We start from the raw sequence: 25,420 nt of genomic DNA, 5'->3' as shown, positions 1-25,420 counted from the left end.
CATGATTGATATTATTATCATTTTACTGCTTGTTATGGGATTTTTCCTCGGCTTACGCAGAGGGTTTATTCTGCAACTTGTAAAGTTAACAAGCTTTATTATCGCATACCTTGTTGCATACTGGTACTGTAAAGATTTAGCGCCAGCACTTGCGAAATTTATTCCGTATCCATTTGATAAAAACGTATCTGTTCCAGAATGGATTGATGCAAATAATATTGAAACAGTATTTTATCAAGCACTTGCGTTTATCATATTGTTTATTATTACAAAAATTGCACTTTCATTACTTGGTAATTTGTTAAATATGTTTGCAGAAATACCGGTTTTAAAGCAAGTCAATGCGTTTGCGGGGGCAATCCTCGGATTTTTAGAAGTATATATTATTTTGTTTGTTTTAATTATCGTTGGAAACATTCTTCCGATTGAACAAATACAAACACCATTACAAAAATCATCAATTAGCAAAATAATTGTAGACGATACACCGATTCTTTCTGAAAAGGTGAAGGAACTATGGCAGACAGGTAGCAGAGTATAACTTCTCTTTTTTCGGAAAGAGGAGTTTTTTTCTATGAAAGAAAGGCGGGGTAATGATGAAAGTAAATAAAAAACAAGTTATTAAATTATTAGAGACAATCGGCCTGTTTATGGAACTAAAGGGCGCGAACCCATTTAAAATATCTGCATTTCGTAAAGCGGCAGCAGCATTAGAAAGTGATGATCGTAGTCTTTCTGAGATTGAAGATTTCACGAAAATTCCGGGCATTGGAAAAGGAACAGCAGCAGTTATTCAAGAATATATAGAATCGGGAACATCTGAAGTGTTACAAGAGCTTGAAAAAGAAGTGCCAAGTAGCTTATTACCGTTATTAAAATTGCCAGGCCTTGGTGGTAAAAAGGTAGCTAAGTTATATAAAGAACTTGGTGTTGTTGATATGGAATCGCTAAAAGCGGTTTGTGAGGAAAATAAAGTACAAGCTTTAGCAGGTTTCGGTAAGAAAACAGAAGAGAAAATATTAGAAGCAATCGATCAAGTAGGATCTCGTCCAGAGCGTTTACCAATCGCAATGGTATTGCCTATTGCCGGGGAAATAGAGGAGAAATTGTCGAATATTGCTGAAGTAATTCGTTTCTCTCGCGCTGGTAGTTTGCGCCGTGTTCGTGAAACAGTGAAAGATTTAGACTTTATCATTGCAACGACAGAACCAGCTGCAGTACGTGAGCATTTACTGCAATTTGATAATATGATTGAGGTAATCGCAAGTGGAGATACGAAAGTTTCTGTTCGTCTTCAATATGAATATGATATTTCAATCGATTTCCGTTTAGTACAACCAGAAGAATTTATTACAACTCTTCACCATTTCACAGGATCAAAAGACCATAACGTAAAAATGCGCCAAATCGCAAAAGATAGAGGCGAGAAAATTAGTGAGTACGGTGTAGAAAACTTAGAAACAGGCGAAGTGAAGACATTTGAAACAGAAGAGGAATTCTTCGCTCATTTCGGTCTTCCATTTATCCCGCCAGAAGTGCGTGAAGATGGAAAAGAAATTGAATTAATTAAAGAGTATCCAAACTTAATTCAGTTCTCTGATATACAAGGTGATTTACATATGCATACAACGTGGAGTGACGGTGCCTTTTCAATTGAGGAAATGGTACAGGCATGTCGTGCTCGTGGATATAAGTTTATGGCGATTACCGACCACTCACAATACTTAAAAGTAGCGAACGGTTTAACGAAAGAGCGCCTTCGTGAACAAGCGAAAGAAATTGAACGCATGAACGAAAAGTATCCAGACATTACAATTTTACGCGGAATTGAAATGGACATTTTACCAGATGCCTCGCTTGATTTTGATGATGAAGTATTAGCAGAATTAGATTATGTCATTGGAGCGATTCATTCTAGCTTCTCACAAGACCGTGAAACGATTATGAAACGTCTTCGTGCTGCGCTAGAGAATAAGCATGTCACAATGATTGCCCATCCGACAGGACGTCTTCTTGGACGACGCGCAGGCTATGATGTGGATACAGATTTATTAATCGAGCTCGCAAAAGAAACAAATACAGTTTTAGAATTAAATGCGAATCCAAACCGTCTAGATTTAAGCGCGAAATTATTAAAACAAGCACAAGATGCTGGTGTAAAAGTAGCGATTAATACGGATGCTCATACACTTGAAATGTTAGAAGATATGGAAACAGGTGTAGCAGCAGCACGTAAAGGTTGGATTCAAAAAGATAACGTGATTAACACGTGGGATATTGAACGTTTATTAGACTATATTAAACGTAATAAGTAACACAAGGGGGACCTGCAACATGTTAGAAAGAACGTTGCGTGTATTAGAATACAATAAAGTAAAAGAACAATTACTTGAACATACAGCCTCTTCACTTGGCCGTGACAAAGTGAAGCATTTAGTGCCAAGCACTGATTTTGAAGAAATTGTAGAAATGCAAGATACAACGGATGAAGCGGCGAAAGTCATTCGTTTAAAAGGTAGTGCACCATTAGGTGGTATTACGGATATTCGCTCAAATGTGAAGCGTGCAAAGATTGGAAGTATGTTAAGCCCAAATGAACTACTTGATATTGCCAATACGATGTATGGTAGTCGCAATATGAAACGTTTCATTGAAGATATGGTTGATAATGGTGTCGAGTTGCCAATTTTAGCAACTCATGTCGCTCAAATTGTATCTTTATATGATTTAGAAAAGAAAATTACAAACTGTATCGGTGACGGCGGTGAAGTAGTCGATAGCGCAAGTGATAAACTGCGTGGTATTCGTACTCAAATTCGTACTGCGGAAAGCCGCATTCGTGAAAAGTTAGAAAACATGACGCGTTCTTCAAACGCGCAAAAGATGCTATCTGACGCGATTGTAACGATTCGTAACGAACGTTACGTAATCCCGGTAAAACAAGAATACCGCGGCGTATATGGCGGTATAGTTCACGATCAATCAGCTTCTGGGCAAACATTATTTATTGAACCACAAGTCATTGTAGAGTTAAATAACGCGCTTCAGGAAGCACGAGTGAAAGAAAAACAAGAAATCGAACGCATCTTATTGATGTTAACAGAAGAAGTGGCAGTAGAAGCGGATATCGTTTTATCTAACGTAGAAGTAGTTGCGAATCTTGACTTTATCTTTGCGAAAGCTTTTTATGCGAAGCGTATTAAAGCAACGAAACCAATCGTAAATAACGAGCGTTATATGGATTTAAGACAAGCACGTCATCCGCTTATTGATCCAGAAATTATCGTGCCAAATAACATTATGTTAGGTAAAGATTTCACGACAATTGTTATTACAGGACCGAATACAGGTGGTAAAACGGTTACGCTGAAAACAGTTGGTATTTGTGTATTAATGGCGCAATCTGGCCTTCACATTCCAGTAATGGATGAGTCAGAGATTTGTGTATTTAAAAATATCTTTGCCGATATCGGTGATGAGCAATCGATTGAACAAAGTTTAAGTACGTTCTCCTCACATATGGTGAACATTGTCGATATTTTAGAAAAAGCTGATTTTGAAAGCTTAGTTTTATTCGATGAATTAGGTGCTGGAACAGACCCGCAAGAAGGGGCTGCACTAGCAATTTCAATTTTAGATGAAGTATGTAATCGTGGTGCTCGCGTTGTTGCTACGACGCATTACCCAGAATTAAAAGCATACGGATATAACCGTGAGAAAGTTATTAATGCGAGCGTTGAGTTCGACGTGAACACATTAAGCCCAACGTATAAATTATTAATCGGTGTACCAGGACGTAGTAATGCCTTCGAAATTTCAAAACGCCTTGGACTATCTGATCGCGTGATTGATCAAGCTCGTAACCACATTAGTACAGATACAAACAAAATTGAAAATATGATTGCGAAGTTAGAAGAAAGTCAAAAGAACGCAGAGCGTGACTGGAACGAAGCAGAAGCACTTCGCAAGCAATCTGAAAAACTGCATCGCGAATTACAGCGTCAAATTATTGAATTTAATGATGAGCGCGATGAAAAATTATTAAAAGCGCAAAAAGAAGGGGAAGAAAAAGTCGAAGCTGCAAAGAAAGAAGCAGAAGGCATTATTCAAGAACTTCGCCAATTGCGTAAAGCACAGCTTATAAACGTGAAAGACCATGAGCTTATTGAAGCGAAGAGCCGTCTAGAAGGTGCGGCGCCAGAGCTTGTTAAGAAACAAAAAGTAAACGTGAAAAACACAGCGCCAAAACAACAATTACGTGCAGGCGATGAAGTAAAAGTATTAACGTTCGGCCAAAAAGGTCAATTACTTGAAAAGGTAAGTGATACAGAGTGGAGCGTACAAATTGGTATTCTGAAGATGAAAGTGAAAGAATCCAATATGGAATACATTAATACACCGAAACAAACAGAGAAAAAAGCAGTCGCAAGTGTGAAGGGTAGAGATTACCACGTTTCATTGGAACTTGATCTTCGCGGTGAACGTTATGAAGATGCAATGATGCGCGTTGAAAAATATTTAGACGATGCACAGCTTGCAAGCTATCCTCGTGTATCAATCATTCACGGTAAAGGAACAGGAGCACTTCGCCAAGGTGTACAAGATTACTTGAAGAAGCATCGCGGTGTGAAGAATTACCGTTACGGTGACATGGGCGAGGGAGGCCTAGGCGTAACAGTTGTCGAATTAAAATAGCAAACAACGAAACAAAGGGGAAACCATTATATGTTTATGGACAAACTTGCAAAAGTATTGTTAGCTTGTTGTGGAATATTTTTGGTGATTGGGGTTATTTATTTAGTTGTTTTTGCGAAATAAACGAGCGTCAATCGTGGCATAATGATATTGCCATAGATTGACGCTTTTAATATATATGAAAAGGAATAAAACATGAAAATCAACCAATACATAAGTGAAGCAAAATCTTGCTCAAGACGCGAAACAGACCGCCTTATTAAAGCAGGAAGCGTAGCTATTAACGGTGAAATTTGTAAGCACGGTGCACTCGTGAGTGATGGTGATGTTGTAACGATTGATGGACAGGTTATTGCCAAAGAAGAGAAGGAAAAGGTGTATATCGCCTTTCATAAACCAGTTGGCATTACTTGTACAGCAGCCGATCATATTGAAGATAATATTATTGATTATATTAATTATCCAGAGCGTATCTTTCCTGTTGGACGATTAGATAAAGCGTCGGAAGGACTTATTTTATTAACGAATGACGGCGGGATTGCGAATCGAATTTTACATGGTGATCATGAGCACGAGAAAGAATATGTTGTTACTGTCGATAAGCCGTTTACAGATTGGTTTATTAATGAGATGTCCAGCGGTGTAAAGATTAAAGATGGAATGACGAAGCCATGTAAAGTGACGAGAGTGGATCAATCTACATTTCGCATCGTTTTAACACAAGGAATGAACAGACAAATTCGTAGGATGAGTCGTGCTTTCGGGTTTACTGTAACTAAGCTAAAGCGAGTTCGTATTATGAATATAGAGCTAGATGATCTAGAAGTGGGAAAATGGCGTAGCGTTACAGCTGAGGAATTAGAAATATTGATAGGGCAGTTATAGGGAGGAAAAATTTTCTCCCTATATTTTTTTTGTCAGAAAAAATAAAACTATTGATTTTTTAAAAAATAGCCCATATAATAAAAAACAACAAGTTTCGACAAGATATTTTATAAAAGTAATGATGAGGACATGAGTTGTTTTTTACGATTCTCAGAGAGGGAAGCCTAGGCTGTGAGCTTCCTAATACGGAAAGGCAAATTTACCACCTCTAAACTTCAAGAGTGAACTGCATGATGCATTGTAATTCTTGGCGGATAAAACCGTTATCAATTTACACGAGCTATAAAATGAGCTTATTTTGTTATAAATTCATTTTATTAGAATAAGGGTGGAACCACGATTTCAACACTCGTCCCTTTGTTAGGGACGGGTGTTTTTTGCGTTCTTTTACGGGGAAGTATGCTTGAAAGAGGACATATGACGGATTTTAATTCAGAATATTTTGTTAATAAATCATTTAGGAGGTTAGTAGAAATGAAATCATCTTTAAAGTTTTCTGAGATGTTTGCAATAAGTTTAATGTTATTTGCACTATTTTTCGGTGCAGGTAATATGATTTTTCCGCCAGCGTTAGGACAAGGTGCTGGAACAGATGTATGGATTGCGTTGTTTGGTTTCATCGTAACAGGTGTTGGGTTGCCTTTATTAGGAGTTATCGTTATCGCTCTAAAGGGAGATATTAATGAGTTAGCAGGACGTGTGCACCCTATATTCGCATTAGTTTTCATCACTGCAATTTATTTATGTTTAGGCGTATTCGTAAGTGTGCCACGTACAGGAACTGTTGCTTATGAAATGAGTGTTGCACCGTTTTTACCAAGTGAGATAGCTGGTCAATCGTATCCACTTGTTATCTTTACATTCATTTTCTTTGCCGTAACTTTCTACTTAGCTTTAAACCCATCGAAATTAGTGGGCCGCATCGGTAAAGTATTAACTCCGATTTTATTAGCTGTTATTGCAATTATCGTAGGTAAAGCGCTTATTACTCCAATTGGAGAATTTGGTGCACCGACAGAAGCGTATAGTGCTCCGCTCTTTAAAGGTTTTATTGATGGATATTTAACTTTAGATGGACTTGCAGCACTTGTTTTCGGAAATGTTGTTATTAATGCTTTAAAAGCAAAAGGCGTTACAAATAAGAACAGCATTGCAAAAGTAACAATCTTTGCAGGATTTATTGCAGCGCTTGGTTTACTACTTGTTTACTTAGCACTTGCTTATCTGGGAGCTTCTAGTGTGTCTCTTGGAATGGGAGCAAACGGAGGAATTATTTTAACAAACGTTGTAAATCATTTATTTGGTAGTTACGGAACTTTATTATTAGGAATTGCAATTACAGCAGCATGTTTAACAACTTCTGTAGGTATTGTTGCAGCTTGTGGGGAATATTTTTCTTCCTTATTACCAAAGCTTTCTTATCAAAAAGTCGTTTTCATTTTCTGTGTATTAGCATTTATGGTAGCGAATCTTGGATTAACTCAGTTAAATGCATTAGCATTACCGATTTTAATTGCAATTTACCCAATTGGTATCGTGCTAATCGTATTATCACTTGTTGAAAACTATATTCGTCTTCCTTTAGTAATGTATGTAGGTGGTATTGTAGGAGCATTCATGATCAGCTTCTTTGATGGATTGCACAATGCAAATCTTCAAATTGAGGCATTAGCACCTGTCTTAAATAAAATTCCATTATATAGTGTAGGGATCGGTTGGTTAGTTCCTGCTCTAGTAGGTATTGTCATTGGATATGTCATTTCTTTGTTTCAAAAGCAAGAAGTTGCTGTAGAAAAATAGCGAAAAGAGGCTTTCTTTCATAGAAAGCCTCTTTTTTTGTAAAAAAAGACGCATATAGAGAAATTCAGATATTTAAAATTTTATACGTAATATAGTTGACAAAAAAATTATGAGTAGGCTAAGATTGACTTAGTTGTGGAAATATTGGAAGGAAAGTGAGGAGTGAAAGGTATAAGGTTTTCTATAACGATATCATTTTTGTAAATAGAGGTGATAGAGTAGGAGAATGGTTAGTTTTATTTTTTTGAGTTTCATTGAGAATGATAATCAACAAAAGAGATAGGGACTTATGTTAAAATATGAATCGCTCTTTATAAGGAATAGGGAGGGATATTATTTTTAACATGTAGTGAGAATGATAATCAATAATATCTATATTACATAAATAAATTACAAGTAAATAATGATAGAGGATTATTATTTTTTTCTTATAAAATGAGAATAATTATCATTTTCAAAAAGTATGGATGATGGATAAACAAGGAGGAAGTAAGCCAAATGAGAAAGATTTCTGTATTACCCGCTTTTATTATAACGTTCGTATGTATGCTAGCTTTTCTTGTCATGCCATATGGGAAAGTTTCAGCACAACTAGCTGACGGTACGTATGATATTAACTATGTCATTCAAAAAGCGGAAAATGATTCAGCTTCAATGGCAAATGATTATTTTGAGAAACCAGCTAAGCTAGTTGTGAAAAATGGCGAAATGAGAGTACAAATTCCGATGAATCATAGTGCTTGGATTACAGAATTTAAAGCACCTGAGAACGGGAACTTTGTTGATGCAAAAGTTGTTAGTAAAGATGAATCTGCTGATAAAAGAACTGTAGAGTTTAAAATAGATGATTTATCTAAACCGGCAGCTGCAAAAATTCACGTTGTTGTACCAAACGTAAATTATGACCATAACTACACAATCCGCTTTGCGTTTGATGCAAATGTAAAAGCGGTAGGTGGAGAAAATAAAGAAACTACTGTAACAAAGCAGAATGATCAAACAAAAACAGATACACAAGTAAAAGAAGAAGTGAAGAAAGAAGAGAGTAAAGAAGCAAATAAAGAGGCGAGCAAAGGAACAAATGAAAGTGGAAAAGCTGAGAAAACAGATAACCCAAAAACTGGCGATGAATCACGCATCGGATTATTTGCAGCGTTAATTCTTATTTCAGGTGTTTTCTTAATTCGTAAAGTGAAGTTAAGTAAATAAATCTTTTGAAGGGTGATGAATATATGTTTAAACAATTTAAAATGATTATTGCCGTATTTGCTGTTTTATTTACGTTTATAGCAACACTAGGTTTACAAGATACAAAGGCTGCTACAAAATTGGCTGATGGAAAATATAATATTGCTTTTACTGTATGGAAAGGCGATAAAGATGAATCATCTAGAATGAATAGTTATTTTGAAAGTCCGGCAACAGTAACAGTTAAAGATGGAAAACAATATGTTTCATTCAAGGTGAAAGATAGTACTTCTATTAAAAGTTTACAAGTAGAAAAAAATGGTCAATTCGTAGAAGCTACTGTGTTAAGTGAAAATACAAAAGAGAATACTAGAGTAGTAGAATTTGAAGTTGCTGATTTGTCAAAAAAACTAAATGGCAAGGTGAAAATTAATATCCCAATTATTAATTATGATGCTTCATATGATATTCGTTTTGTATTTGATGGGAACAGTATTAAATAATTAAAAAATTTTCAAAAGGGAGAGTCGTTCCATTGAACAGGTATGTAAAAATTATTGTTGCTATGTTTTTAATGGTATTTACATTCGTATCAACATTACAACCACTTGCAGTTCAAGCAGCTACCCAGTTGGCTGACGGTGAATATTCAATCGGTTTCAAAGTTCTTAAGGACACATCAGATGAAGAATCTATGATGAATCAATACTCTGTAAGTCCAGGAACTTTAAAAGTGAAGGATGGGAAGAAGAAGGTATCCTTTACGTTAGAACATAGTTCATGGATTACAAAGTTTGAAACAGAAAAAAATGGACAGTTTGTTGCGACAAATGTAAGTAGTGAAGATAAAGAAAAAGATACAAGAGTAGTAGAATTTGAAGTGGACGATGTAGAGAAAGTATTAAATGCGAAAGTAAAAGTAGACATAGACTTTTTAAATTATCATCATGACTATGATGTGCGCATTGCATTTGATCAAAATAGTATTACACCGATTCATGTAGAACAACCAAATGAAAAAGAGGACCCAGCTAATAAGCCAGATCCAAATGAAAAACCGGATCCAAGTCAGAAGCCCGACCAAAAGCCTGACTCAGATCAACAACCCAATTCTAACACAATTAACGATGGGAATTATAGCATTCCATTTAAAGTGTTAAAAGATAAGACAGATGAAGAATCTAGAATGAAAGACAAGTTAATAAGTCCAGCCGTATTAAAAGTAGAAAACGGTAAGAAAAAAGCGACTGTAACATTAACAGATAACGCATCAATTAAAAGTTTCCAAACAGAAAAAGATGGTTCATTTGTTGATGCAAAAGTAATCAGTGAAAATAAAGAGAAAAATACAAGAGTAGTAGAATTTGAAGTAGACAATTTATCTAAAAAGTTAAATACAAAAGTATTTATTGAAGTGGCATCACAAAATTATAAACAAACGCATGAATTACAACTTCAATTTAATGAAGAAAAACTTGAGCCAATTAAGAACGAAGAGAAACAACCGGAAGTAGAAAAACCAACTGTTGAAACAATTAAAGATGGAGATTATAGCATTCCATTTAAAGTGTTAAAAGACAAGACAGATGAAGAATCTAGAATGAAAGAAAACGTGGTAAGCCCGGCAGTATTAAAAGTGGAAAACGGTAAGAAAAAAGCGGTCGTAACGTTAAAAGATAGCGTATCAATTAAAAATTTCCAAACAGAAAAAGCTGGTTCATTTGTTGATGCAAAAGTAGTGAGTGAAGATAAAGAGAAAAATACAAGAGTAGTAGAATTCGAAGTAGACAATTTATCTAAAAAGTTAAATACAAAAGTATTTATTGAAGTGGCATCAAGAAATTATAAACAAACGCATGAATTACAACTTCAATTTGATCAAGAAAAACTTGAGCCAATTAAGAACGAAGAAAAGCAACCAGATGGTGATAAGAAGCCAGAGGTAGAGAAACCAGAAGTAGAGAAGCCGAATGTTGAAACAATTAAAGACGGCGAATACAGCATTAACTTTAAAGCGTTAAAAGATCAATCAGAAGAAATTTCAATGATGAACACGTACACGAAGAGTCCAGGTGTGTTAAAGGTGAAAGATGGTAAAAAATATGTATCATTCACATTAACGAACAGTGCGTGGATTACAAAGTTTGAATTTGAGAAAAATGGTTCGTTCGTTGATGCGAGTGTATTAAGTGAAGATAAAAAAGCTGATACACGCGTAGTGAAAGTAGAAGTAGATGATTTATCGAAAAAGTTAAATGCAAAAGTAAAAGTAGATATCGATTCAATGAATTATCATCATTTCTACGACATTCAATTTGCATTTGATAAAGGTAGCATTAAACCGTTAGACAACCAAGGTGGAAACGACAACCAAGGTGGAAATGACAACCAAGGTGGAAACGACAACCAAGGTGGAAATGACAACCAAGGTGGAAACGACAACCAAGGTGGAAACGACAACCAAGGTGGAAATGACAACCAAGGTGGAAACGACAACCAAGGCGGAAACAATAACCAAGGCGGAAACGACAACCAAGGCGGAAACAATAACCAAGATAATAACACAACCATTGATCCAAAAGCTCTTAAAGATGGTGACTACAGTATTGGCTTTAAAGTGTTAAAAGATAAAACAGAAGAAATTTCAATCATGAACACATATACAAAGAGTCCAGCTGTACTAAAAGTGAAAGATGGTAAGAAGTATGTATCGTTTACATTAACGAATAGTGCATGGATTACAAAATTTGAGTTTGAGAAAAATGGTTCATTTATTAATGCAAAAGTGTTAAGTGAGAATAAAGAGCAAAATACAAAAGTAGTAGAGTTAGAAGTAGATGATTTATCGAAAAAATTAAATGCAAAAGTAAAAGTAGATATTGATGCAATGAATTATCACCATTTCTACGATGTTCAATTTGTATTTGATGAAAACAGTATTAAAGCTTTAGGTAACCAAGGCGGAAATGATAACCAAGGTGGAAACGACAACCAAGGCGGAAACGACAACCAAGGCGGAAACAATAACCAAGGTGGAAATAACAATCAGGGCGGAAACGATAACCAAGGTGGAAATAATCAGCCAAAAGTAATAGTTGATCCAAAAAATTTAGTAGATGGTGAATATGATATTCCATTTAAAGTGTTAAAAGATAAAACAAATGAGATTTCAAAGATGCATGACTACACTGTACATCCAGCAAAATTAATCGTGAAAGATGGTAAAAAGTACATTGAAATGACGCTGAAAAATAGTGCGTGGATTACGAAATTCCAAACAGAAAAAGATGGTCTATTTGCTGATGCAAAATTAGTGAGTGAAGATAAAAATGCAAATACGAGAGTAGTGCAATTTGAAGTAAGTGATTTATTTGCAAAATTAAATGCAAAAGTAAAAGTTGATATCGACGAAATGAATTATCATCATTTCTACGATGTCCAAATTCAATTTGATACAAATAATATTGGTGGGTTAGGAACGATTAAAGAGGATACAAAAAAAGATCCGAAAAAAAATCCGAACAATCCAGTGATTACACCGAAAGTAGATAATATAAAAAAATTAGATAATCCTGATTTTAACCGAAATGCAGATGATAAGAAGAAAAAAGAAGACCAAAAAAATGATTCGAAAAAAGAGAAAAACTCAAAAACGGCAGATACAGCACAACTAGGCTTATACATGGTGCTACTGCTTGGGTCACTTGCTTTACTAGTTCGTAAATATAGAGCAGGTAGATTGTAATTTTTGAAGTCTTGATGCATGTTCGCATGCATCAAGACTTGTTTCATATTGTTCGGAAAGGAGTGGTGATTGAGAGTGAAGAAACTTGCAAGTGTACTAATGGCTATCATTTTATTAGTGAGTATAGCTGGATGCTCGGCGCCAAAAAAAGAAGTAGCAAAACAGGTGAAGAGTGAGAGTAAAGAGAGAGTTGTTGCCACGACAGTCGCTGTTACTGAAATTATGGATGCGTTAGAAGTCGATTTAGTGGGTGTTCCAACGAGTACGAAAGATTTACCAAAGAGATATAAAGGTTTACCTGAAGTCGGGAACCCGATGAGTCCTGATATGGAAAAGGTAAAATCATTAAAGCCGTCAGAAGTATTATCCGTGACAACGCTTGAATATGAATTAAAGCCAGTTTTTGATGGTGTGGGCATGAAAGCAAACTTTTTAGATTTAACAAGTTTGAAAAATATGCAAAATTCCATTAGTAAATTAGGTAAGCAATATGGACGCGAAAAACAGGCTGAAGCAGTTGTAACGAAGTTAGATAACAAAGTTGCAGAAATTAAAAAAGCAGTAAAGGGAAAGAAAGAACCGACAGTGCTTATTTTATTAGGTGTGCCGGGAAGTTATTTAGTAGCAACAGAGCATTCTTACATTGGTGATTTAGTGAAACAACTAGGTGGTAAAAATATTGTACAAGGTGAACAAGTAGAATATTTAGCTTCTAATACAGAGTATTTAAAAAAAGCAGATCCAGACATTATTTTACGAGCAGCTCATGGTATGCCTGATGAAGTTGTGAAAATGTTTGATAAAGAATTTAAAACAAATGACATATGGAAGCACTTCGCTGCAGTTAAAAATAACCGTGTTTACGATTTAGAAGAGCGTTTATTTGGGACGACAGGCAATTTAGCAGCAATTGAAGCGTTAGATGAATTGAAAAAAATGATGTATCCGTGATGCATTTTAATATAAAGGAAGAGTGGAATGAATAAAAAAACTTGGAGTTTCCTCATTGTTACTGCATTGCTTATTGTTATGACATCATTGTCAGCAATGAAAGGGAGTTTAGAAATAGGGATAGTGGACCTTGTACAAGGGATATTTACAGGGACCAATGAAGATGTTGAAGTAATTAAAGATTTACGTTTCCCGCGTATTATTATTGCACTGTTCACTGGAGCAGCTCTTGCTGTTTCGGGTGTGCTTTTTCAAGCTGTTATGAAGAATCCACTCGCTGATGCGGGAGTGATTGGTATATCTTCAGGGGCGAGTTTTATGACACTTGTTATTATTACGTTATTCCCGCAATTCTTTTTCTGGACACCAGTATTCGCCTTTTTAGGTGGTGCGTTCGCATGTTATCTCGTTTATGCATTTTCTTGGAAGTCAGGGTTAAGTCCACTTCGCATTATTTTAGTTGGTATAGCTATTAATGCGATGTTTACTGGATTAAATGAATCATTCATTACGATTTGCGGATATTTCATTAAGAGTATTAAGCAAACGACGACTTCTAACATAACGATGAAGACGTGGGGCGATGTAGAAATAATGGTTACGTATGGAACAATTGGTCTTATTCTTGCTCTGTTTGTAGGAGCTTGGTGTAACTTATTATCGCTACAAGATAAGACTGCGAAAAACTTAGGTTTGCACGTGACAAGAGTTCGTCTTATTATCTCTGCTATTGCAGTACTTTTAGCAGCAGTATCAACAGCGATTGCAGGAGTTATCGCTTTCGTAGGATTACTCGTTCCGCATATTTCAAGACAATTAGTCGGTTCAGATCATAAAGTATTAATTCCATTTTCTGCTCTTGCAGGAGCGTTATTAATTTTGACGGCGGATACGATTGGAAGGTTAATCGTGCCACCTAACGAAATTCCAGCGGCGACGATTATGGCAGTTATTGGTGGCCCATTCTTAATATTCTTGCTTAGAAAGAGTGATAAAGTTCATGGAAATTAAAAATGTAACCTTTTCGTATGATAATGTAACGGATCGATTAAAATCGGTTAGTAGTGAAATAGAAATTGGTAAAATTACAACAATTATTGGTCCAAACGGTTGCGGGAAATCGACATTACTTGGCGTGATGTCAAGAAATCACGACCCTCGTAGCGGAGAGGTAATACTGGATGGAAAGGCGATTAGCCAATATAAACCGAAAGAGTTTGCTAGAAAGTTAGCTGTTGTCCATCAACAAAATGAAGCACCAGCAGATATGACGGTGGAGAAATTAACAAGTTTTGGTCGTATGCCTCATAAAAATATTTTTTCTTCGCAAAGCGAAGAAGATAGAGAAGCGATCGAAAGGGCTTTAGCATGTACGAATTTGCTAAGTAAACGTGATAAAGAGATTCATGCTTTATCTGGTGGAGAAAGACAACGTGTTTGGATTGCTATGACGTTAGCTCAGAAAACACCAATGCTCTTTTTAGATGAACCGACAACTTATTTAGATATTTATTATCAACTTGAAATATTAGAGCTAGTAAAAGAGTTAAATGAAGTACATGGATTGACGATTGTTATGGTATTACACGATATTAATCAAGCGATTCGCTATAGTGATCATATCATCGTTATGAAAGACGGCGAGATGGTTACGAAAGGTAAGCCGAATGATGTTGTGACAGAAAGTATGATAAAGACGATATACGGTGTAGATGTCGTTGTAAAGCAAGATGAAGATACAGGATTGTATATGGTCCCAATGGGTATTTAAATATGCGAACAATCCGTTTTGAGGTGATAATTTGAGTAGTAAAAAAGAACGGAAGAAGAATTCTTTTTTTCAACGAATACTTACAGTTGTTTTTTTAGGTACCTTTTTCTATTCAGTATATGAATTAGGTGATATTTTCATGGATTACTATGAAAATCGTAAAGTAATGGCCGAAGCACAAAACATTTATGAAAAAAGTCCGATGGAAGAGCAATCACAAGACGGGGAAGTGCGTAAACAGTTCAAAGCTTTGCAGCAAATTAACCAAGAAATAGTTGGATGGATTACGATGGATGATACACAAATTAATTATCCAATCGTTCAAGCGAAAGACAATGATTACTATTTATTTCGTAATTATAAAGGTGAAGATATGAGAGCAGGAAGCATCTTTATGGACTATCGTAATGATGTGAAATCTCAAAATCGAAATACTATTTTATATGGTCACCGTATGAAAGATGGTTCTATGTTTGGAAGTTTAAAGAAAATGTTAGATGAAGAGTTCTTCATGTCACATCGTAAATTATATTACGATACATTATTTGAAGGATATGATCTTGAAGTGTTCTCGGTGTATACAACAACAACTGATTTTTATTACATTGAAACGGATTTTAGCAGTGATATGGAATACACATCATTTTTGGAGAAAATCCAAGAAAAATCGCTGTACAAAACGGATACAAAATTGACAGCAAGTGATCAAATCGTAACACTTTCGACGTGTGACTATGCACTTGATCCGGAAGCAGGAAGGTTAGTCGTGCATGCGAAACTAGTAAAAAGACAGTAAATAAAAAAGTATAGAATATGAGAAGTGGTAACGCTTCTCATATTCTATACTTTAAAAAAGAAATATGTTTACTGTGCTGCAGCCATTGGCATACGTACAACTTTCACATCATAGTAAGAGATTTTATTATCAAGAATATAATCTGGCATTCCACCTTGATGTGAGTGAGCTGCTTTAAATGCTGGGCTCTTCGTCCAACCTTGGAAATCTTCTTTTGCATTCCAGCGTGTGCTAATTGTTACTTCATCATAATCAACTGTATTTTGCGTTAAAAGAACTTCTAATCCTAAAAAGCCTGGCATCGTTTCAACTTGACCTACTTTATTAAAACGATCAATTAATTTATGTCCATTTCCCTTTGTAATTTTAGCTGTATTTGTAACAATAATCATGTTTTATTCCTCCTATTAAATGTAGCCTGTATTTTCGAGAACTCATATACATTAAATGATAATGAAAATCATTATCATTGTCAATGGTAAATGTGAAATATATAAGGATTTTTTCTATTATGTTGGACAGTAAGATTTCCATTTCAAAATGTAGTAAATATGTGGCCGTTAAGCGAGAGAATGGGCGAGTTGTACTAGCAAAGCAATAATATGGTATAGTGAAACGAGGTTATTTTTTAGCCTCGTTTTTTATATGCTTCCTACGAATTAGAAAGCATGCAAATGGAAAGGAAGTTATTATATGCGATCAGAAGTAACTGTAAAAATAAAACCGAAATTTATAAAAGAAATTAAAAGTGGATATCCGCTTATTTTAAAAGATGCAATTCAAAATTTAAATGATGTTCAGGAAGAAGGAACAATCATTAAAGTAGTAGATGAGAAGAATCAATTCATTGGAAAAGGCTATTATGGAAAACAAAATAAAGGATACGGCTGGATTTTAACGAGAAAAGAGAGTGAACAAATTAATCAATCTTTCTTTGAAAGTAAAATAAAATCTGCCTTACATAAACGAAAGCAATTTTACAAAGCAAGTGATACGACAGCATTCCGCGCCCTAAACGGTGAAGGTGATGGTCTTGGTGGCTTAATCATCGATTATTATGATGGCTATTATGTAGTAAGTTGGTATAGTGAAGGGATTTATACTTTCAGAGATGAGATTATAGCAGCTCTTCAAAAAGTAGCAAACTTTAAAGGCATTTATGAGAAAAAGCGTTTTGATACGAAAGGGAAATACATTGAAGGCGATGATTTCGTAGCAGGAGAGCGCGGCGAGTTCCCACTTATCGTAAAAGAAAATGGTGCGAACTTTGCGGTGTATTTAAACGACGGAGCGATGGTTGGTGTATTTTTAGATCAGCGTAACGTTCGAAAACAAATTCGTGATAAGTATGCAAAGGGAAGAACCGTATTAAATATGTTCTCTTATACAGGTGCTTTCTCTGTATTTGCAGCGCTTGGCGGAGCGAGCAAAACGACGAGTGTGGACCTTGCAAATCGTAGTTTAAGTAAAACGATTGAGCAGTTTAGTGTAAATGAAGTTGATTATGAAGCGCAAGATATTATTGTAGAAGATGTCTTTCTTTACTTCAAATATGCAGCGAAGAAAAAGATGAAATTCGATATGGTCGTACTTGACCCTCCAAGCTTTGCACGATCAAAGAAATATACATTTAGTGCAGCGAAAGATTATAAAAACTTGTTAAAAGAAACAATTGCGATTACAGAAAATAACGGGATTATCGTTGCTTCTACAAATTGTAGCGCATTTGATATGAAAAAGTTTAAAGGATTTATCGATACGGCATTTAAAGAAATGAATGGCAAATATAAAATATTAGAAGAACATTCTTTACCAGAAGATTTCCGTACCATTGATCAATTTAAAGAAGGAGACTATTTAAAAGTAGTTTTCATCGAGAAAATTAAAGGTTAATAAAGAAAAAGGAGCTCGAGTTTACTTGAGCTCCTTTTCTTATTGAACGATAGTTTGTACTCTACCGACTTGCCCGTCCTGCAATCGCACTTTAATGCCATGCGGATGGGAAGGGGAGTTTGTTAAAATATCTTTTACAATTCCACGTGTTAATTTGCCTGTTCGTTGATCTTGTTTTAATACAATATCAACTTCAAGACCGGGTGCGATATTAGAACGTTTTTGTCCGTTCATTTATACACCTGTACGTCTACGTTGGTTGTTTGTTTTCTTCGTTTGTTGGTTTTGTAATTTTTTTGTTTCTTGGCTTTGGTTTGTATTATTTGAACCATTTCCATTTCCTTGCTTTTTCTTTGCAAGTTGTTCGCGCATTAAATCAGCTAAGCTTACTTTTTTGTTTTCTGACATGATAAGTCTCCTTTATATAAAGTTAATTATGAACTATCGTAGTAAATTTCATCATATCATTGTTAGGGAAGGAAGGGAAGTTGGTTTGAAAATTCATATAATTCTTCACAGTGTTCAGTCATTACGATACAATTAAAATGTTAATGTTTGTAAAAAAGGGGATAGACATATGTCACATCATATTTTATTAGTTGAAGATGATATTTCAATTCAAGAGATGGTGGAAAAGTATTTAATAAAAGAAGGTTTTCAAGTAACAATTGCGTCTGATGGAGAAGAGGGCGTGAACACATATTTAAAAGGTTCATTTGATTTGATTATCCTCGACATTATGATGCCAAAGCTAGATGGCTTAGAGGTTCTGCGAATCATTCGAGAAAAAAGTGCTGTTCCGATTTTAATGATGTCAGCAAAAGATACCGATGTTGATAAAGCTGTTGGATTAGGACTTGGAGCAGATGATTACATCTGTAAGCCATTTTCTATGATTGAATTAGCTGCACGTGTAAAGGCAGGTATTCGGAGATCTACGAAATACTCGGCTACAGAATTAACAGAAGAAAAGATGATTCAAATTGGCGATTTAACAATCGATCCAATTAATTTTACCGTAGAAAAAAACGGGCAGTCGCTCAAACTTACTTTAAAAGAATTTGAGATTTTAAAACTGTTCGTAAAAAATCAAAATCGTGTATTTACAAAAGCACAAATATACACGTTAGTTTGGAATGAAGAGTATTACGGTGATGATAACGTTATTAATGTTCATATGAGAAGATTGCGTGAGAAAATCGAAAGTGATCCATCTAATCCAGAATATATTAAAACGTTATGGGGCATCGGCTATAAGTTGGAAGTGATGTAATATGGTCAATTTGTTACTGGGTCTTATTTTTATATTGTTATGTATCATTTACATACAATATAAAATGAGAAAAAATAGTAGTAAAAATTTACGATACACATATGAAAAATTGGGGAGTATTGTAAATGGACAAACAGGCGAGAAGTTACTCGTTATGACAGATGATCTAGAATTGCAAAAATTATTAGTGGCAATTAATCAATTATTAGATGCAAAACAGAAAACGAATGCAGATCATGCAAAAGTAGAAATTTCGATGAGAAAAATGCTTTCAAATATTTCGCATGATTTAAAGACACCATTAACAGTTATTCTTGGATATACAGAAATGTTAAATAAGGATAAAACGATGAATAAAGAAGAACAGCAAATATTACTTGAAAAGGTGCACGTGAAAACACTAGAAGTAATGGAACTGATTCATAAGTTTTTTGATTTAGCAAAATTAGAATCTGGTGACAAAGCAATTGAGATGACGAAAGTAAATATGAATGAAGTTTGTCGCGAGAAGATTTTATCTTTTTATGATTTAGTGACTGCGAAAGGGTTCCAAGTTCATATTGATATACCAGAAAGAAATATATATGCACTTGGAAATGTAGAAGTATTAGGCAGGGTGTTGAATAATTTAATATCAAATGCGATTACATATGGAGACGATGGAAAGACACTTGGTATGATGTTAAGAGATGATGAAACGAATGTGTATATAGATGTATGGGATACAGGAAAAGGAATTGATGAATCTCATATTGATAAAGTGTTTGAGCGTATGTACACACTAGAAGATTCCAGAAATAGATTATACCAAGGAAGCGGTTTAGGGTTAACGATTACGAAAAGACTTGTGGAAGCGATGGACGGAAAAATACATCTTTCTAGTAAGCCGTATGAAAAAACAATTTTTACAGTTGTATTAAAAAAGATGCTGTTTTAGCTTGTAGAGAAGTAGATTCTACAAGCTTTTTTTCAGCGTAAGGAATTTGTAAGGAACGGGTAAGAAAAAAGAGAATTCCGTTGTCTATTATAGAAGTATAAGGTAGTGCGAAAGGAGACAGTGACATGACATATATATTAAAAACGAATCAGTTAACGAAAGTGTTTAAAGGGAAAGAAGTTATTTCTAGTGTCAACATGCATGTGAAAAAAGGAGAGATATACGGTTTCTTAGGACCGAATGGTGCGGGTAAAACAACGATTATGAAAATGATCACAAATTTAATAAAACCGACGAGCGGTGATATTGAAATTTTTGGTGAGAAGTTAACAGATACATCTTATGAATTGTTAAAGCGTATGGGGACAATTATCGAATATCCAATCTTTTATGATAAATTAACGGCGAAGGAAAACCTAGAATTACATTGTGAATATATGGGGTATTACGATAAAAACGCAATTGATCATGCTTTACATTTAGTAAAACTGCACGGTATAGATGATAAAAAAGTAAAAGATTTTTCATTAGGGATGAAGCAAAGACTTGGTATTGCAAGGGCGATCATGACAAAGCCAGAATTACTCATCTTAGATGAGCCAATTAACGGTTTAGATCCAATTGGAATTAAAGAATTACGAGACTTATTTAAAATGCTCTGCAAAGAATATGGCATTACATTATTAGTTTCTAGTCATATTTTAGGTGAGATGGAACTAATGGCAGATACAATTGGTGTGATTCAAAATGGAAAACTAATAAAAGAAGTTTCAATGAAGAGCATTAACGGAAAACAAACAGAGTACATTGAAATTACTGTTCCTGATATGAAGCGTGCAGCTTATATTTTAGAAGATAAACTCGGTATAAAAAATTACAAAATAATGAGTGGAAACATGATTCGTGTGTATGATACGTCAGCGACGCAACAAGCTATTTCAAAAGCACTTATTATGAACGATGTAGAAATTGAAAGTATTAATAAGAAACATAGTTCCTTAGAAGAATATTTCTTAAATGTAATGGATGGAGAGGGCATTCATGCTTAATGGATTGTTAGTGAATCTAGTAAGTGGGTTGATCGTAATGTTCATAAGTGGGATTTTATATTATAGAAAACCAGAGCGGAAATGGGCGTTAATTTTACTAGTGATAGGGATATTAAGCTTCGTTACTGCTGGAATTAGAATGTTAGCAGCGTAGAGATAGTTATATAAAGAATGGAGGCGTGGTTTATATGTTTAAATTAATGAAGCTCGAATGGAAAAAGCATCGATTATCTAGTTACTTTAAAAGTGTAGCAATTTGTATTATAGCAATTTTCGCTGCAGTAAGCCTTATGGCATTAGGAATGAAAGCCGAGGGAGACGTGCTCTTCTCTGACTTCACACAGAACATGGCTTTAGCAAATATTTTTATTAGGATAACATTCATTATTTTTAGTTCGGTCATTTTATCACGTTTAGTAATTGATGAGTATAAGAACAAAACGATACAACTATCATTTATGTACCCACTGCAAAGGAAAATGTTAATGAGAGCGAAATTAACAATTGTTTTTTGTTTTTGTTTTGTGAGCACGATTATCGCTACTTTTATTATTAGTTTGCTCGTATATTTTGTGAGTCCAATGATGGGACTGATTGAAACGCCAGCTACGATAGGTGAAATAATAGCTATCGTTCCAACTACTATTATGAGTGCATTTATGATATCTGGTATAAGTTTAATTCCTTTATTTTTTGGGATGAGAAAGAAATCAACACCGACAACGATTACTTCGGCAGTAATAATTGGGATGCTAATTAGTGGTAACGTTGGGGCTGGAAGCGATCAAGTAAGTATGTTTGATTTTATAGCTATCCCAATAGTGCTTTGTTTATTAGGGATTTTCATTAGTTATCTATCGTATCGTAAAATCGACAAGATTGATGTGGCGTGAAGCAAGCATAAAACAACAATGAACTGGGGTATGAATGTTGAAAAAAATAATAGTAATTGCAATTTTATTTCTGACAATTGCTAGTGTGATTTTTGGTTTTAAGACATTTCAGGGGAAAGATTTTAAGAAAGAACAGTCTTTTGAGATAAATGAGATAAAAGAAATAGAAGTGGACAATGAAAACTGGGATATTGAATTTAAAAGTACAGACGCTAATAAAATAGTAATTTCCGCTCAAGGTCAACGAGTAGATAAAGAGGTAGATCCTGTCGAAATAGAACAAGCAGGGAATAAAGTTATAGTTAAGCAAAAACAAAAGGCGACCAGATTCTTTAATGGTTTTACGTTTAAGAAGAAAAATAGTATATCTATAGCTGTTCCGAAGAAAGAAATAGATAAAATTGTATTAAATAATAAATCGGGTGATGTGAAAATAAGGGATATAGAAGTGAAAAATATCGTGACAAAAAGTGAGTCTGGAGATGAAATGGTTGTAGGACTATCGGCAGATAAGGGTGAATTCACATCCGAAAGTGGAGATTTAATGTTAAAAGATAGTTCGTTGCAAGAAGTAAATATAACTGCTACTACTGGCGATAATTATGTGAAAAATATAAAAAACGAAAATATGAACATCACTTCAACATCCGGTGAAGTATTACTGAAAGATATGAAAGAAGGAAAATCACTCTTTGTAGAAACAAAATCAGGAGATATTGGCGTACGGTATAAAGGTGTTCCGACATCTTTAAAACTTACGGCTAAAAGTAATTCGTCTGACGTAATGGTGAATGTAAAAGGACTTAAGAAAGATAAAAATACAGAAAAGATAAAAGCAGGAACCATTGGTGATGCAAAAAATAAAGTGGAGATTTTAAGTGAAACAGGGGTAATTTATATCGATTAAAATGTAAATGAAAGGAGGACGATCATGCTACGTCTTATGAAGCTAGAACTGAAGAAGTTTAAGGTTGGGTGGTATGTGAGGGGAGCGATTATTGCAAATATCGCTATACTGGCATTACTGATCTTTACGAGCATCGTTTCTCAAATAGAAGGAGATCCAGAAATGAGAGATCCACAGATGGTTTTGTTAATGGCTAGTACATTAGTAAGAGCAACATTTATTATTTTTGGTAGTGTGTTAATCGCAAGGTTAATAATTAGTGAATATAAAAACAAAACAATACTACTTATGTTTTCTTATCCAATTAACCGAAAGAAAATGATGGTTAGTAAGTTGGTTATTACAGCAACATTAACATTTATAACAGTCATTTTATCTAATATTTTAGTAGTAGGAGTGTTCTTTGGGATAGATAGCTATTTTTCAATTCTTCCTAATTCATTCACAGTAGATCAATTGACGCGAGAAGGGATAAACCTTGTTCCGTTAGCTATTGCCACTGCTGGAATAAGTTTAATACCTCTATACTTCGGAATGCGTAAACGTTCAGTGCCAACTACAATTGTTTCATCTCTTATCGTTGTAGCAATTGCAATCAATAGCAACCCAACGTTTACTACAGCAACTTTTCTTCCTCTTCAACTAGTATTGGCAGCAATTGGAATTGTGATTGCATGTTACGGAATTAAAAATATAGAGAAGGAAGATATAACTGTCTGACAAGAATAAGAAAAAAGAGTTGGCGTTACACCAACTCTTTTTTGTATATGTATGCTTCGTTACTACTCTGTAAATTTGGAGTGTTTGCTTAAATACTCTTGTACTCCTGGAGAAATATTAAAGTTATTAGGACTTTTATATTCGATAGTAAACTCTCCGTCTTTACTTGTTTCAAAGGAGATTGCATAGCTATTCATTTTAGCATCGTAAGAAGTTTTTTTGACTTCCGCATCTAGATCAAAGTATTTTGTAATATATTCTTTTGATTCCGTAACTGCTGTTTGTTTTCCCCAAGGGGTGCCATAACTTGTGAAATAAAGAGATGCGCTAATAACCCCAATAATAGAAGTTAGTAAAATAGTTCCCATAACTATTTTTTTATTTTTTGTATTCAATTTGGTTGCTCTTCTTCATAATATGTATTCATTTTAACCTATCTTTTCCATAAAACAACCATTTAGTAAAAAATAGTTTCACATGAAACAAGTTACAGAAAAAGACAAGATGTGTAAACACCTTGTCTTTTTTTGTAGTTACATTTTAGGAGCTTCCATTCCAGCTGCAGCCCATTCTTCTTTTGCTGGGCCATATACGCCAGGAACTGTTAAGCCAGCTTGCCGCATTAAAACTGTCATTTGTCCGCGGTGATGATTTTGATGATTGATGAGTGTCATTAAAAATATAGAATTCGGCATAGGACGACCAAAGAAGTCATTAATAGTAGCTAAGTCTTTATCAGTCCATGCACCTTGAAGGGCTTCAACAAAAGCCGCATTCACTTTACGATACTCATCTGCAATTGTTACTGCAGAAGTTGGTACAGGATAATCTTTCGTCTCTCCGTCAAACTTAAGTCCTGTGCCAGATAGCATAACAGGCATTGCCGTCACGATATGCCAAGCAACTCTGCCTAACGTCCAGTGCCCAGGTGCAATTTCTTGTGATAAAGACTCATCTGTTAATGCATCGAGCATTTTTTGAGTAGACTCAGCCTCGTATGTCCATGATTGCAAGAAGCCTTCAATAGTTTGGTACATATTTATCCCTCCTAGTTATGTTCATAGGTTACATTCGTGAAAAAAAGATAGTTTCCTTTTGCCCTATAAGAACGAATAAAAAAGTAGGCTTTTGACAAGAAGCCTCTTTTTTAATTAATCTTCTTCCCACTCTTCCTCATCAACCATAAGAAATAAGGTGCTTCAAGTACAGCAACGTTCAAGTTTGTGCTAACGATAAAGATTTGAATTATCGCTGAGTCGAGAGCTGAAATAACGATTCTTATTAAAGAAAGGGCTGTTGGGCTAAATCCTAATTTTCATGAAAAGAAAAGACAATTTCAACTGTAAGTAGTCCTCCAATGAATGCACCAATTGGATTGAAGTTTATATGTATATGCAGAATAGAGAAAAAGGATTTCGTTTGAGCAAGAAGGCGAAAGTACAAGCAAAAGGAGTGAGAATCGCATGTAATAATTATTAGAATGTATGGAGTAAAGTTTTTCCGTGTTATTTGATAAGCGTTTTCTAAGTTGTTGTTTATACTTAAAAGATTGAATTTGAAGGAAGGGATCAACATGTATTCATGGAGTAATAATCAAAATGGATATTGTGGGTGTAATAATCAAAATGGTGTACATGTTGATTCATGCTGTTTTAGTTGTGATGGGACAGTTCCTAAGCTGGGCCCAACAGGTCCGACGGGTCCAACAGGATCAACGGGAATAACGGGAACGACAGGTCCAACAGGATCAACGGGAATAACGGGAGCGACAGGCCCAACAGGATCAACGGGAATAACGGGAGCGACAGGCCCAACAGGATCAACGGGAATAACGGGAGCGACAGGCCCAACAGGATCAACGGGAGCAACAGGTCCAACGGGAGCAACAGGTCCAACAGGAGCAACAGGTCCAACGGG

General features: G+C 35.0%; 25 protein-coding genes, 1 pseudogene and 1 other annotated feature. Of the genes and pseudogenes, 21 read left to right on the top strand and 5 right to left on the bottom strand.

The window, feature by feature from the left end; genetic code table 11:
- The first annotated feature begins 1 nt into the window (after position 1).
- The 12 genes from MR115_RS09165 (at position 2) to srtB (ending at position 15,831) form a co-directional block, all read left to right on the top strand.
- Positions 2 to 541, top strand: a complete 540-nt coding sequence (locus tag MR115_RS09165) for a CvpA family protein (RefSeq protein WP_000565411.1) — start codon at positions 2 to 4, stop codon at positions 539 to 541.
- A gap of 55 nt (positions 542 to 596) precedes the next feature.
- Positions 597 to 2,315, top strand: a complete 1,719-nt coding sequence (gene polX, locus MR115_RS09160; protein ID WP_097818335.1) for a DNA polymerase/3'-5' exonuclease PolX — start codon at positions 597 to 599, stop codon at positions 2,313 to 2,315.
- Between the two features lie 19 nt (positions 2,316 to 2,334).
- Positions 2,335 to 4,695: an endonuclease MutS2 gene (locus tag MR115_RS09155; RefSeq protein ID WP_098586003.1), complete on the top strand. Its 2,361-nt coding sequence runs from the start codon at positions 2,335 to 2,337 to the stop codon at positions 4,693 to 4,695.
- Positions 4,696 to 4,890: 195 nt separating this feature from the next.
- Positions 4,891 to 5,580, top strand: coding sequence for a 23S rRNA pseudouridine(2604) synthase RluF (locus MR115_RS09150; RefSeq protein ID WP_097818333.1), 690 nt, complete (start codon positions 4,891 to 4,893; stop codon positions 5,578 to 5,580).
- A 109-nt stretch (positions 5,581 to 5,689) separates the two neighbouring features.
- Positions 5,690 to 5,940: a binding site (T-box leader), on the top strand.
- A gap of 114 nt (positions 5,941 to 6,054) precedes the next feature.
- Complete coding sequence (gene brnQ6, locus MR115_RS09145; RefSeq protein ID WP_097865034.1) at positions 6,055 to 7,380, top strand: branched-chain amino acid transport system II carrier protein BrnQ6; 1,326 nt, start codon at positions 6,055 to 6,057, stop codon at positions 7,378 to 7,380.
- Between the two features lie 498 nt (positions 7,381 to 7,878).
- Positions 7,879 to 8,589: a heme uptake protein IsdC gene (gene isdC, locus MR115_RS09140; RefSeq protein ID WP_097818331.1), complete on the top strand. Its 711-nt coding sequence runs from the start codon at positions 7,879 to 7,881 to the stop codon at positions 8,587 to 8,589.
- 23 nt (positions 8,590 to 8,612) lie between these two features.
- Positions 8,613 to 9,071: an NEAT domain-containing protein gene (locus tag MR115_RS09135; RefSeq protein ID WP_061677075.1), complete on the top strand. Its 459-nt coding sequence runs from the start codon at positions 8,613 to 8,615 to the stop codon at positions 9,069 to 9,071.
- A gap of 32 nt (positions 9,072 to 9,103) precedes the next feature.
- Entirely contained in the window at positions 9,104 to 12,313 is a 3,210-nt protein-coding gene (locus tag MR115_RS09130; RefSeq protein ID WP_242240979.1) for an NEAT domain-containing protein, read from the top strand.
- A 69-nt stretch (positions 12,314 to 12,382) separates the two neighbouring features.
- Positions 12,383 to 13,264 (top strand): heme ABC transporter substrate-binding protein IsdE, encoded by an 882-nt coding sequence (gene isdE, locus MR115_RS09125; RefSeq protein WP_242240977.1) that lies wholly within the window; start codon positions 12,383 to 12,385, stop codon positions 13,262 to 13,264.
- A gap of 27 nt (positions 13,265 to 13,291) precedes the next feature.
- Positions 13,292 to 14,275: a FecCD family ABC transporter permease gene (locus MR115_RS09120; protein ID WP_097818329.1), complete on the top strand. Its 984-nt coding sequence runs from the start codon at positions 13,292 to 13,294 to the stop codon at positions 14,273 to 14,275.
- Complete coding sequence (locus MR115_RS09115) at positions 14,265 to 15,035, top strand: ABC transporter ATP-binding protein (protein ID WP_242240975.1); 771 nt, start codon at positions 14,265 to 14,267, stop codon at positions 15,033 to 15,035. The genes MR115_RS09120 and MR115_RS09115 overlap by 11 nt, the downstream gene beginning before the upstream one ends.
- Before the next feature lie 31 nt (positions 15,036 to 15,066).
- A complete protein-coding gene (gene srtB / locus MR115_RS09110; RefSeq protein ID WP_097865031.1) occupies positions 15,067 to 15,831 on the top strand; it encodes a class B sortase in 765 nt (254 codons plus the stop codon).
- Between the two features lie 68 nt (positions 15,832 to 15,899).
- On the opposite strand, the gene isdG is transcribed toward srtB, so the two are convergent.
- Entirely contained in the window at positions 15,900 to 16,223 is a 324-nt protein-coding gene (gene isdG, locus MR115_RS09105; protein ID WP_000587815.1) for a heme oxygenase, read from the bottom strand.
- A 301-nt stretch (positions 16,224 to 16,524) separates the two neighbouring features.
- Between isdG and MR115_RS09100 the strand changes: the two genes are divergently transcribed.
- On the top strand, positions 16,525 to 17,724 hold the full coding sequence (locus tag MR115_RS09100) for a class I SAM-dependent rRNA methyltransferase (protein ID WP_242240971.1): 1,200 nt from the start codon (positions 16,525 to 16,527) through the stop codon (positions 17,722 to 17,724).
- A 39-nt stretch (positions 17,725 to 17,763) separates the two neighbouring features.
- Here MR115_RS09100 and MR115_RS09095 read toward each other — a convergent pair whose 3' ends face one another.
- Together MR115_RS09095 and MR115_RS09090 are read right to left on the bottom strand one after the other, a co-directional pair.
- Positions 17,764 to 17,958: a YwbE family protein gene (locus MR115_RS09095; protein WP_097818326.1), complete on the bottom strand. Its 195-nt coding sequence runs from the start codon at positions 17,956 to 17,958 to the stop codon at positions 17,764 to 17,766.
- Positions 17,959 to 18,132, bottom strand: coding sequence for a hypothetical protein (locus MR115_RS09090; RefSeq protein ID WP_001293585.1), 174 nt, complete (start codon positions 18,130 to 18,132; stop codon positions 17,959 to 17,961).
- A gap of 169 nt (positions 18,133 to 18,301) precedes the next feature.
- Between MR115_RS09090 and MR115_RS09085 the strand changes: the two genes are divergently transcribed.
- The 7 genes from MR115_RS09085 to MR115_RS09055 all read left to right on the top strand — a co-directional run bounded on the left by MR115_RS09085 (position 18,302) and on the right by MR115_RS09055 (position 23,503).
- Positions 18,302 to 18,997 (top strand): response regulator transcription factor, encoded by a 696-nt coding sequence (locus tag MR115_RS09085; protein ID WP_242240969.1) that lies wholly within the window; start codon positions 18,302 to 18,304, stop codon positions 18,995 to 18,997.
- Position 18,998: 1 nt separating this feature from the next.
- Positions 18,999 to 19,934, top strand: coding sequence for a HAMP domain-containing histidine kinase (locus MR115_RS09080; RefSeq protein ID WP_242240967.1), 936 nt, complete (start codon positions 18,999 to 19,001; stop codon positions 19,932 to 19,934).
- A gap of 125 nt (positions 19,935 to 20,059) precedes the next feature.
- Positions 20,060 to 20,983 (top strand): ABC transporter ATP-binding protein, encoded by a 924-nt coding sequence (locus MR115_RS09075; RefSeq protein WP_048544291.1) that lies wholly within the window; start codon positions 20,060 to 20,062, stop codon positions 20,981 to 20,983.
- Positions 20,976 to 21,137 (top strand): DUF2964 family protein, encoded by a 162-nt coding sequence (locus MR115_RS09070; protein WP_139242438.1) that lies wholly within the window; start codon positions 20,976 to 20,978, stop codon positions 21,135 to 21,137. Before MR115_RS09075 ends, MR115_RS09070 begins: the two co-directional genes overlap by 8 nt.
- A 34-nt stretch (positions 21,138 to 21,171) precedes the next feature.
- On the top strand, positions 21,172 to 21,876 hold the full coding sequence (locus tag MR115_RS09065) for an ABC transporter permease (protein WP_242240965.1): 705 nt from the start codon (positions 21,172 to 21,174) through the stop codon (positions 21,874 to 21,876).
- Positions 21,877 to 21,910: 34 nt separating this feature from the next.
- The gene (locus MR115_RS09060) at positions 21,911 to 22,783 is read left to right on the top strand and encodes a DUF4097 family beta strand repeat-containing protein (RefSeq protein ID WP_242240963.1); all 873 of its coding nucleotides are present in this window, start codon (positions 21,911 to 21,913) and stop codon (positions 22,781 to 22,783) included.
- A gap of 24 nt (positions 22,784 to 22,807) precedes the next feature.
- Positions 22,808 to 23,503, top strand: a complete 696-nt coding sequence (locus MR115_RS09055; protein ID WP_242240961.1) for an ABC transporter permease — start codon at positions 22,808 to 22,810, stop codon at positions 23,501 to 23,503.
- A 62-nt stretch (positions 23,504 to 23,565) separates the two neighbouring features.
- Here MR115_RS09055 and MR115_RS09050 read toward each other — a convergent pair whose 3' ends face one another.
- Positions 23,566 to 23,898 carry a YfjL-like protein gene (locus MR115_RS09050; protein ID WP_097818319.1) on the bottom strand — a complete coding sequence of 111 codons (333 nt, stop codon included), beginning with the start codon at positions 23,896 to 23,898 and terminating at the stop codon, positions 23,566 to 23,568.
- A gap of 138 nt (positions 23,899 to 24,036) precedes the next feature.
- Complete coding sequence (locus tag MR115_RS09045; RefSeq protein ID WP_097818318.1) at positions 24,037 to 24,540, bottom strand: DinB family protein; 504 nt, start codon at positions 24,538 to 24,540, stop codon at positions 24,037 to 24,039.
- 536 nt (positions 24,541 to 25,076) lie between these two features.
- Between MR115_RS09045 and MR115_RS09040 the strand changes: the two are divergent.
- A pseudogene (locus tag MR115_RS09040) lies at positions 25,077 to 25,420 on the top strand (collagen-like protein); the annotation flags it as partial.

Origin of the sequence: Bacillus cereus group sp. BfR-BA-01309, from assembly GCF_022664315.1 — a bacterium.
GTDB classification, from domain to species: domain Bacteria; phylum Bacillota; class Bacilli; order Bacillales; family Bacillaceae_G; genus Bacillus_A; species Bacillus_A mobilis.
This window is presented reverse-complemented; position numbering and strand designations above follow the sequence as displayed.